Source organism: Streptomyces sp. NPDC058653 (assembly GCF_042716895.1).
Lineage (GTDB): Bacteria > Actinomycetota > Actinomycetes > Streptomycetales > Streptomycetaceae > Streptomyces.
Map to the genome: position 1 here is coordinate 182,589 of NZ_JBHXRM010000012.1, position 7,299 is coordinate 189,887.

At 69.4% G+C, this 7,299-nt stretch carries 6 protein-coding genes, 1 tRNA gene and 1 pseudogene; 7 read left to right on the forward strand and 1 reads right to left on the reverse strand.

Features of this window, described 5'->3' with window-relative positions:
• Nucleotides 1–13: 13 nt before the first annotated feature.
• Nucleotides 14–1,357, reverse strand: coding sequence for a sensor histidine kinase (locus tag ACFWU9_RS13680; RefSeq protein WP_384317639.1), 1,344 nt, complete (start codon nt 1,355–1,357; stop codon nt 14–16).
• A 157-nt stretch (nt 1,358–1,514) separates the two neighbouring features.
• On the opposite strand from ACFWU9_RS13680, the pseudogene ACFWU9_RS13685 reads away from it, so the two are divergent.
• The 7 genes and pseudogenes from ACFWU9_RS13685 (at nt 1,515) to ACFWU9_RS13715 (ending at nt 7,233) form a co-directional block, all read left to right on the forward strand.
• A pseudogene (locus ACFWU9_RS13685) lies at nt 1,515–2,374 on the forward strand (hypothetical protein).
• 20 nt (nt 2,375–2,394) lie between these two features.
• Nucleotides 2,395–2,465, forward strand: a tRNA-Gln gene (locus tag ACFWU9_RS13690).
• Nucleotides 2,466–2,583: 118 nt separating this feature from the next.
• Nucleotides 2,584–4,032, forward strand: a complete 1,449-nt coding sequence (glmU, locus tag ACFWU9_RS13695) for a bifunctional UDP-N-acetylglucosamine diphosphorylase/glucosamine-1-phosphate N-acetyltransferase GlmU (protein WP_384317642.1) — start codon at nt 2,584–2,586, stop codon at nt 4,030–4,032.
• A 110-nt stretch (nt 4,033–4,142) separates the two neighbouring features.
• Nucleotides 4,143–5,120, forward strand: coding sequence for a ribose-phosphate diphosphokinase (locus ACFWU9_RS13700; RefSeq protein WP_384197005.1), 978 nt, complete (start codon nt 4,143–4,145; stop codon nt 5,118–5,120).
• 219 nt (nt 5,121–5,339) lie between these two features.
• Entirely contained in the window at nt 5,340–5,930 is a 591-nt protein-coding gene (locus tag ACFWU9_RS13705; RefSeq protein WP_384317644.1) for a 50S ribosomal protein L25/general stress protein Ctc, read from the forward strand.
• Between the two features lie 121 nt (nt 5,931–6,051).
• Nucleotides 6,052–6,648 (forward strand): aminoacyl-tRNA hydrolase, encoded by a 597-nt coding sequence (pth, locus tag ACFWU9_RS13710; RefSeq protein ID WP_384317647.1) that lies wholly within the window; start codon nt 6,052–6,054, stop codon nt 6,646–6,648.
• A 114-nt stretch (nt 6,649–6,762) separates the two neighbouring features.
• On the forward strand, nt 6,763–7,233 hold the full coding sequence (locus ACFWU9_RS13715) for a hypothetical protein (protein ID WP_384317649.1): 471 nt from the start codon (nt 6,763–6,765) through the stop codon (nt 7,231–7,233).
• The last annotated feature ends 66 nt before the right edge of the window (nt 7,234–7,299 follow it).

The following is a 7,299-nucleotide window of genomic DNA, read 5'->3' on the forward strand; positions in this document are numbered from 1 at the left end:
GCACAGCGGCGAACTACGCGGCGGCCCGGTCCGGCAGCACCGCCGACACGCGGAAACCCCCCGCGTCCGTCTCCCCCGACACGAACACCCCGCCCAGCGCGTGCACCCGCTCCCGCATCCCCACCAGCCCGTTGCCACCGCTGGGCAGCCCCGCGTCGGCGACGCCGTGCGACGGGCCGTTCTCCACCTGCATCGCGAACTCGGCCTCCCGGTGCGCCAGGCGCACCATCACCTTCGACCCCGCCGCGTGCTTGTGGACGTTCGTCAACGCCTCCTGCACCACCCGGTACGCGGTCTGCTCCACCTCCGGGGCGTACGCCCGCGACACCCCCTGCACCGCGAACTCCACCACCATCCCCGCGTCCCTCGACTGACCCACCAGCGCCTCGATGTCCCGCATCCCGGGCCCGTCCTCCGCCGCGGCGGCAGCGGCGGCGGCCGCCGCGGCACCCACCGAGGCGAGCGGCACCGTCGAACCCCCCGCGCCGCCCGGCCCGGCGCCGGTCGCCTTCCGCGCCGCCTGCTGCTCCCCGGCCCGCAGCACCCCGAGCATCTCCCGCAGCTCCGTCAGCGCCTGCCGCCCCATGTCCCCCACCAGCGCGGCGTTCTTCACGGCCTTCTGCGGATCCTTCAACGCCACCGCCTGCAACGCGGCGGCGTGCACCACCATCAGACTCACCCGGTGCGCCACCACGTCGTGCATCTCCCGGGCGATCCGGGTCCGCTCCTCGGTACGCGCCCACTCCGCCCGCTGCTCGGCCCGGTCGGCGAGCAGCGACAACTCCTGCTCCAGACTGTCGGCACGCTCCCGCAGGCTCTCCATCAGCCGGCGCCTGGCCCCCACGTAGAGACCGAGGAGTACGGGCGGCAGGGCCAGGCTCAGCGCCATGAAGACGGCTATCAGCGGTATGTACCAGCGCGTTGCGGATGAGAGGTCCGAGCCCACGACGTCCTGCCGCGTGCGTACGAAGGCGACGATGAGCGTCCCCACCAGCGACATGCCGGCCAGCGCCCCGATGATCCGCCGGGGCGCGTCGGACGCGGCGAGCGTGTAGAGCCCGACGACGGCGAGCATCACGCCCATCTCGGCGGGGGTGACGGAGACGGAGACGAGCACGACGGCCATCGGCCAGCGCCGCCGCAACAGCAGCACGGACCCGACGAGCACGCCGAAAACCACCCCGAGGGGCACGGGCAACTGGGCACTGCCCGCGAACCGGATCCCCTCGAAGGCACACTCCAGGGCGGACAACCCGGCCAGCCCCACGTCCAGCACGACACTGCGCCGCCGTCTCCACCACCAGAGCCCGCGGTCGGTCAAACCCTCGGCCTCCTCGTGTGCCCCCGTTGTGGTCATGCAGTCCAGCCTACGGGCGCCCGCCAGACATTTTCCTACGAGTGCTATCAGCAGCCGAACGGGCCTCACGCAAGGGGAACGGCCGTCGCTCACCCGATCCGGCGAACCGTCCATGCATTCGAGCCGGACGTTCTGATTTCGGATGATTATCTCCCATATGACAGCAATCACGGGCGAATACGGGGACTTCGAGTCACTCGGGGCCGGGCGGTGGCGCTGCGACGGGAGGGCCTGAGCCGTCGGCAGATCCGCGACCGGATCGGGGTCCACAACAACGACATCCTGAACCGCCTACTGGAAGGCGAACCGGCCCCGGAGTGGACGAAGCGCCCGAACGCGAAGGACGACCTGCGGGCCAAGGCCCGGGAGCTACGCCTCAAGGGCCTCACATACGACCAGATCCAGCTGCGGCTGGGCTGTTCGAAGAGTTCGATCTCGTTATGGGTTCGGGATCTCCCCAAGCCGCCGGGGCGCACCCGCGTGGAAGCCTCGGCGATCGCGCGGCGGGGCTGGGAGGCGACGCTCCGGCGACGCGAAGAAGAGCGCCGACAGACGAGACGCACGGCCGCCGAGAGCGTCGGCCCTCTGTCAGACCGTGAGCTGTTCCTGGTGGGAGTCGGCCTGTACTGGGCCGAGGGAGCCAAGTCGAAGCCGCACAGGCCCCAGGAACGTCTCTCCTTCATCAACAGCGACCCAGACATGATCAGGGTCTTCCTCAGATGGCTGGACCTCCTGAATGTGGACGGGGAGCGGTTGCGGTACCACGTACACATCCATGAGACCGCCGACGTGGCAGGCGCCGAGCGCTTCTGGGCGGAGGTCGCGGGCGTCGCCCCGTCCCGTCTCGGCAAGACCACCATCAAGAGGCACAACCCGAAGACGAACCGCGAGAACATCGGCGAGGGCTACCACGGTTGCCTCAACGTTCGCGTACTCCAGGGTGGGGATCTTTACCGTCGCGTCGAGGGGTGGTGGTGCGGCATAGTAGGGGCTGCGCTTTCGTCCGACCTGAAATAACGGACGTAAGCCGCAAACGATCCCGGATCGTCTAAGGGCAGGACAAATGGTTTTGGTCCATTGAATGAGGGTTCGAATCCTTCTCCGGGAGCCGCGTGGTTCGGGTCCTGACCTCTTCGGTCGGGACCCGCCTTCGTTTCCGTCCCGAAACCCCCCGGTATCCTGCGGATGTCCGTCACGCCAAGCATCCGAAGCCGAAGGGCATTCCCGTGAGCGCCAACCGCCCGGCCGCCGTCGTCGTCCTCGCAGCGGGTGAGGGCACCCGCATGAAGTCGAAGACCCCCAAGGTTCTGCACGAGATCTGCGGGCGCACGCTCGTCGGTCATGTCGTCTCCGCCGCGCGGGAGCTGGAGCCCGAGCAGCTCGTCGTCGTGGTCGGGCACGCGCGGGAGCTGGTCGAGGGGCATCTGGCCGGTACCTACGAGGGTGTGCGGGCCGCCTTCCAGGCCGAGCAGAACGGCACCGGGCATGCCGTCCGGATGGCCCTGGAGGAGCTGGGGCAGGCCCCCGACGGGACCGTCGTCGTCGTGTGCGGCGACACCCCGCTGCTCTCCGGTCCGACGCTCGCCGCCCTGGCCGAGCGGCACGAGAGCGACGGCAACGCGGTCACCGTGCTGACGGCCGAGGTGCCGGACGCGACCGGGTACGGGCGCATCGTGCGGGACGGGGCGAGCGGCGCGGTCACCGGGATCGTGGAGCACAAGGACGCGACCGACGCGCAGCGCGCGGTGCGGGAGATCAACTCCGGAGTGTTCGCCTTCGACGGGCAGTTGCTCGCGGACGCGCTCGGCAAGGTCCGCCGGGACAACAGCCAGGGCGAGGAGTACCTGACCGATGCCCTCTCCATCCTGCGCGAGGCGGGGCACCGCGTCGGCGCCTCGGTCGCGGAGGACCACCGCGAGATCCTGGGCATCAACAACCGCGTACAGCTGGCCGAGGCGCGCCGGCTGCTGAACGAGCGGCTGCTGGAGCGGGCGATGACGGCCGGTGTGACCGTGGTGGACCCGGGTTCGGTGCTGATCGATGTGACCGTGACGTACGAGCCGGACTCGATCGTGCACCCGGCGACGCAGTTGCTGGGCTCGACGCATCTGTCGGAGGGCGCCGAGGTGGGCCCCAACTCCCGGCTGACGGACACGATGGTGGGCGCGGGCGCACGGGTGGACAACACGGTGGCCGTGGACGCGGAGGTGGGCGAGGGGGCCTCGGTGGGCCCGTTCGCGTACCTGCGTCCCGGTACGCGGCTCGGTGTGAAGTCGAAGGCCGGGACGTTCGTGGAGATGAAGAAGGCGACGATCGGCGACGGTTCGAAGGTGCCGCACCTGAGTTACGTGGGTGACGCGACGATCGGTGAGCAGACGAACATCGGCGCGGCGAGCGTGTTCGTGAACTACGACGGCGAGTCGAAGCACCACACGACGATCGGCTCACACTGCAAGACAGGTTCAGACAACATGTTTGTGGCGCCTGTCACTGTCGGGGACGGTGCCTACACCGCCGCGGGGTCGGTCATCACGAAGGACGTGCCGTCGGGTTCGCTGGCCGTCGCGCGGGGCCAGCAGCGGAATATCGAGGGTTGGGTGGCTCGTAAGCGGCCGGGCAGCGCCGCCGCGCAGGCCGCCGCCGCTGCCGCCGAGGAGCTCGCGCTCGAAAGCTGACCGGAAACAGGCGCTCCGTTCAGCGCGTACCGTGATAGATGCTCACGTTCGGCTGGCTCGCAGGGACGCGCGGGTGCAGCAGCAATCAACACGTCTGAGGAGACTGTGCTGTGACCGGGATCAAGACGACCGGCGAGAAGAAGCTGATGCTGTTCTCCGGCCGCGCCCACCCCGAGCTGGCCGAGGCGGTCGCCCACACTCTGGGCGTCGGGATTGTGCCGACGAAGGCTTTCGATTTCGCCAACGGTGAGATCTACGTGCGCTACCAGGAGTCGGCGCGGGGTGCGGACTGTTTTCTGATCCAGAGCCACACCGCTCCGATCAATAAGTGGATCATGGAACAGCTGATCATGATCGATGCTCTGAAGCGGGCCTCCGCCCGGAGCATCACGGTGATCGTTCCCTTCTACGGATACGCCCGGCAGGACAAGAAGCACCGTGGGCGTGAGCCCATCTCGGCCCGGCTGATCGCGGATCTGATGAAGACGGCCGGCGCGGACCGCATCCTGACCGTGGATCTGCACACGGACCAGATCCAGGGCTTCTTCGACGGCCCGGTGGACCATCTGTTCGCCCTGCCGATCCTGGCGGACTACGTGGCGACGAAGGTCGACCGTACGAAGCTGACGGTGGTCTCGCCGGACGCCGGCCGGGTACGGGTGGCGGACCGCTGGTGCGACCGGCTGGACGCGCCGCTGGCGATCGTGCACAAGCGCCGTGACAAGGATGTCGCCAACGAGGTGACGGTCCATGAGGTCGTGGGCAATGTCGAGGGCCGGGTCTGTGTCCTGGTGGACGACATGATCGACACGGGCGGCACGATCTGCGCCGCCGCGGACGCCCTGTTCGCGCACGGCGCGGAGGATGTCATCGTGACGGCCACGCACGGTGTGCTGTCGGGCCCGGCGGGCGACCGGCTGAAGAACTCGCAGGTGAGCGAGTTCATCTTCACGGACACGCTGCCCGATCCGAGCAATCTGGAGATGGACAAGATCACGGTCCTGTCGATCGCGCCGACCATCGCGCGCGCGGTGCGTGAGGTCTTCGAGGACGGCTCGGTGACCAGCCTCTTCGACGAGCAGGCGTAGTGCCGGGGCGTCCCCCGCCGGGACGCCCGTCGGCGTGACGCAGAAGATCGATTTCTGGGGCGGCCTCCCCGCCGGGTAGACTCGACGAGTTGCTCGGCGAGGGAGGCCGCTTTCATTCGCGGCTCTCCGTTATCGACGCGCTCTTCGTAGCAGGCCTGTCGTGGCCGGGTGACCACCAGTTCCGTCGTCACCGCTGATTCATCTACGAGGAGTGCAACCATGGCTGAGATCAAGATCGCCGCCGAGGTCCGGTCCGAGTTCGGCAAGGGCGCCGCCCGCCGTACCCGTCGTGAGAACAAGGTTCCCGCGGTCGTCTACGGCCACGGCGCCAACCCCGTCCACATCTCGCTGCCGGGTCACGAGCTGATGATGGCCCTGAAGACCGCCAACGCCCTGCTGAGCGTCGACATCGAGGGCCGCAAGGAGCTCGTCATCCCCAAGGCCGTCCAGCGTGACGCGCTCAAGGGCTTCATCAAGCACGTCGACCTGCTCGCGGTGAAGCTGGGCGAGAAGGTCTCGGTCGAGGTCGCGGTGCACACCGAGGGCGAGCTGGCCCCGGGCCCGTTCCTCCTGGAGAACGTGCTGAGCACCCTGACCGTCGAGGCCGAGGCCACGCACATCCCCGAGTCCGTCACGGTCTCCGTCGCGGGCCTGGAGGCCGGTGCCTCCATCCTGGCGAAGGACGTCCCGCTGCCCGACGGCACGACGCTGGTGACCGACGAGGACGCGGTCGTCATCCAGGTCCTGGCCGCGCAGGCGGAGGAGCCGTCGGCCGAGGACAGCGCCGACGAGGCCGCCGCCGAGGCCTGAGCCCTCGCCCGGTCCTGAGTACGGGCCCGGCGACGGGTCCTGAGAATCGCTTTGCCCGACGGGGTGGCGGGCCTGTGCCCGCCACCCCGTTCTTCTTCGTCCTCAAGGAGACGCAGCGCAGATGACGACCGATGCGACCGCCCCGTGGCTGATCGTGGGCCTGGGCAATCCGGGCCCGGGTTACGCGGCCAACCGCCACAACGTCGGTTTCATGGTGGCCGATCTCCTCGCGGGCCGGATGGGGGGCTCGTTCAAGCGGGCCCAGAAGGCCCAGGCACAGGTCCTGGAGGGCCGGGTGGGGCCGATGGGGCCCGGGAGCCGGCGGGTGGTGCTGGCGAAGCCGCTGTCGTTCATGAATCTGTCCGGTGGCCCCGTCGCCGGACTGCGGGACTTCTACAAGGTGCCGACGGCCAACATCGTGGCGGTCCACGACGAGTTGGACATCGACTACGGCACGCTGCGGCTGAAGCTGGGCGGCGGGGACAACGGCCACAACGGTCTGAAGTCGATGACGAAGGCGATGGGTCCGGAGTACCACCGGGTCCGGTTCGGGATCGGCCGGCCGCCGGGGCGGATGCAGGTGGCGGACTTCGTGCTGAAGGACTTCTCCTCGGTGGAGCGCAAGGAGCTGGACTATCTGGTGGACCGCGCGGCCGACGCGGTGGAGTCGCTGGTGACGGAGGGGCTGGAGCGGGCGCAGAGCTCGTACAACTCCTGAGCCGTACAACTCCCGACACAGGCGCACATACTCCGCCCGTTCCATGTCCACTCGACAACCATTTGTCTGCCACAAGTTGACCGACCGCGTCCGGATGGCCAAGGATCGCGGTCCATGAAGCGGAGCTCGTCGCAACTGGCCGTGTCGGTGGGCCGTCGTGCCGCGATGGCGTTCGTCGCCGCGCTGCTGCTCGTCGCGGGCGTCTGGACGTCCTGGGGTACGGCGCAGCATGTGCTGCTCTCCAAGGGGCGTGAGCACGGGACGCTGGCCGTGAGCCGGTGCGGCGAGTCGACCTGCACGGGGACGTACGACCCCGAGGGGCCCCCGGGTCCGCGCGCCGACGCGCCCATCGAGCGGTCGGTCGCGGTGAAGAAGGGCCAGGAGTACGAGGTGGTGAGGAAGCCCGGCAGCGAGGAGCTGGTCCGGGCGGGCACGTCCGGCGGGCTGCTGGCGTGGGTGCCGCTCGGCGGCGCGCTGCTGCTGGCGGCGCCGGTGGTCGGGGGCGGGCTGCGGCTGACGCGTACGGCGTGGGGTACGGCGATCGCGGGTGCGGTGCTGCTGGGTGCGGCGTTCTTCGCGCTCTGAGGCGCCCCGCCCTCGCGCTCACCCCCGCCGGGTGAACGTACGAGCGCCGGACAGGTCCCGGGGACC

Excerpts from the sequence above, each read along its gene's own strand:
- ACFWU9_RS13680 (WP_384317639.1), bottom strand. The coding sequence starts at position 1,357 with ATGACCACAACGGGGGCACACGAGGAGGCCGAGGGTTTGACCGACCGC.
- ACFWU9_RS13705 (WP_384317644.1), top strand. The coding sequence starts at position 5,340 with ATGGCTGAGATCAAGATCGCCGCCGAGGTCCGGTCCGAGTTCGGCAAG.
- ACFWU9_RS13715 (WP_384317649.1), top strand. The coding sequence starts at position 6,763 with ATGAAGCGGAGCTCGTCGCAACTGGCCGTGTCGGTGGGCCGTCGTGCC.
- pth (WP_384317647.1), top strand. The coding sequence starts at position 6,052 with ATGACGACCGATGCGACCGCCCCGTGGCTGATCGTGGGCCTGGGCAAT.